We start from the raw sequence: 2701 nt of genomic DNA, 5'->3' as shown, positions 1-2701 counted from the left end.
AGGCTCCAGCGGACACAGCGGACCACGCTCCACACCACCACCGCGGCCGTCGAGGCCAGCGGCCACAGCCAGGGGAGGCGGGCCAGCGTCGCCCAGACGAGGAAGGCCACCGCGACCAGCACCAGCGAGCCCACCAGCAGGGCCATGCGGCCGGACAGCGCGAGCCTGGCCGGCCGCTCCGCGTTGCGGATCAGGGGGCCGGCGAGCGAATGGTCCGGATGGTAGGCGGGCGGCCGGATCCAGACCGCGGTGAACATCTCGGCGGCGAAGACCGGCGGAGTCAGCGCGAGACTCCATATCCAGGCCGTGACCACCTCCTCCTGGGACGCCCGGCCGAGGACGTCCGCCAGACCGATCAGGAAGCTGTACGGGAACGTGACCATCAGGGCGCCCAGCAGCGCCCAGCCCAGGGTGGGCAGCAGGTCCAGGCGCTGCAGCACGGCGATGGCCCCGTCCTGGTCCTCCCGGAACCGCCGCTCCGCCTCGTCCAGCAGCATCCGCCGGTGCCGCTCGTCCGCATCCCGTGAGGCGAGCGGGGTGAGCAGCCTGGCGGCGACCAGCCGCAGACGGCGGTTGGTGTCGTCGTCGGTCGGACGCAGCAGCCCGCTGAACCACGGCACCTCCCCGCCGGGAGGCAGACCGCTCTCGAACCGCACGGCCTCCTGCGTGAGTTGCGCCTCCATCCGCTCGGGCTCGCGGGCGAGCTGGAGCAGCAGCATGTCGACCGCGGCGGTCCGCCGCAGGGTCTGCCGCACTCCGCGCAGCCTCCGCACGTCCGGCAGGGCGAGCAGCTCGCGCACCAGGTGCTGCCACTCGGCTCCCAGTGCCTGCCAGTGGGCGGCGACCTCCGCCAGGCCCTCGCCGGCCGGGCGGTGCGCCAGTTCCGTGAGGACGCCGGGGAATCGTCTCAGGTGCTCGACGAGCTGGAGGGCGCCGCCGTCTCCCCCCGCGACCCGCGCGCCCAGGTCGCGGATGCCGCGGACGGTGAGGGGCCAGCCCCAGCAGGACGCCTCCAGCTCCGGCCCCAGCCAGTTGACGAGCCGCGTGAAGACCTCCGGGGTGGGCTCCTCGCGCAGTTGCTCGCACAGCCGGGCCGGCTCGCCGCCCCCGCTCCCGGCCGCGTTCCCCTCCGGGGCGAACTGCCGCAGCCAGTCGCACAGTTCGGCCCGCCGCTGCGGATCGGCCAGCATCTGGTGGGCGTTCGTGTGATAGAGGTCCAGTGCCATGGCCAGCGGTTCCCGCACGGTGAACTGCTTGTTGACGAAGTCGAACGGGCGGATCTCCGGCTCCGGTGCGGCCCTTCGCGCCGCACCGGTGTCCCGCGGCGCGGTGGGCGGGGAGCCGCCGTCCAGCCACTCCTCCACCTCGTCGGCCCCCCAGCGGTGCTCCGGGTTGCGCGTCAGCAGCCCCGCGCACAGCAGACGGATCCGGCGGTCCTCGATCCGGTCCACCTCGGGGTCCCGGGTGGCGACCGCCTGGAGGACCGCCTCGTCCTCGCGTTCGTCCAGGATCGGGCGCCCCAGGTGCAGTTCCGCGACCACCATGCCGACCGACCACCAGTCCCCGGCCTCCGAGACCGTCTGGCGCCTGGCCCCGGCCTCCGGGGCCAGGTAGAGCGGCTTGCCCCGCCAGTCGACGTGCCGCCGGAGGCCGGGGCGGAACACCGCGGCGCCGAGGTCGACCAGCACGATCTCGGGGGCGTCCCCGTGCGACTGGACCACGATGTTGTCCGGGGTGATGTCCCGGTGCACGATCTCGTGTTCGTGCAGGTGGGCCACGGCGGCGTGCAACTGCCGCACCAGACCCGTGAGCCGGTCGGCCGGCATGCCGTCGGGATGGGCCCGCCGGTGATCGCCCAGATGGGTCTCGCCGTGCGACCGGCAGAGGTGGTAGGGATTGCCGCCCGTCACCCCCTGCTCCAGCAGGCGCTCCAGATGGGGCCCCTCCTCCCGCATCACCCGGGCCACCTCGGGCTGCGGCGCGTGCCGGTGGTGGTACCACTTGAGGACGAGCGGCAGGTCGGGCGTGGGGCCGGTGAGGTCGCGCACGCGCAGCACCATGGCCTGCGACACCCGCGCGGCCGGCTGGATGACCCGCAGCAGGGCGAACCGGTCGGCGAGTTCCGGGGGCACCGTCGCGGTGACGCCCCGCGCTTCGAACTCGTGTGCCCGGGAAAAGCCGTTCTCGTCCGACGGGACGAAATCGGTGGGATCAGTGTGGGACATGGTCCGGCCTTCCGACGGGTGCGGCCGTGCCGCGGTCCGGAATGGGCGTGGAGATCAGGAGACTAGCCGAAATGGCGCGGTCGCCAGGGGTGATTGAAAGGATCACCGGGATCGCCCCGGAGGGCGGGTCGCGCGGGGTTTTCCGGCGAGAACAGGCCACAACTCGAAGGTGATCATCCGGAAAGGTCTCACCCGGCCGAGAGGCGCCGGTGCGGGTTTACCATGCATCCCATGAGCATGCTGCCCTCGCGTGAGGAGTTGACCGGCGAGTTGCGGGAACTGAGGCAGCGAGGGTTTCCCCGGCTGAGACTCTGCCCCCGTGACGCGCTGCGCGCCGCCGGGACCGCGGCCGGTTTCTGCACCGGCCCGGACGACGAACTCGACGGCATAGAGGACCTGCTGCGCGCGGCGGTGCGACGGCTCGGCGGGGGAGGCGAACCCCGCGACGCCCACGACTACGACCCGCTGGCCCGCGC

General features: G+C 73.2%; 1 protein-coding gene and 1 pseudogene. One reads left to right on the top strand and one right to left on the bottom strand.

Going from position 1 to position 2701, the window contains the following annotated elements:
• Positions 1 to 2225, bottom strand: a 2225-nt coding sequence (locus HW445_RS25700; RefSeq protein WP_180223285.1) for a protein kinase, incomplete at its 3' end; no start/stop codon positions are given.
• A gap of 231 nt (positions 2226 to 2456) precedes the next feature.
• Between HW445_RS25700 and HW445_RS25695 the strand changes: the two are divergent.
• Positions 2457 to 2701: pseudogene (locus HW445_RS25695) on the top strand (hypothetical protein); the annotation flags it as partial.

The organism is Streptomyces sp. UH6 (assembly GCF_013421635.1).
Lineage (GTDB): Bacteria > Actinomycetota > Actinomycetes > Streptomycetales > Streptomycetaceae > Streptomyces > Streptomyces abyssomicinicus.
Note: the sequence above shows the minus strand (reverse complement) of the source record. Positions and strands in the feature narration are given on the sequence as shown.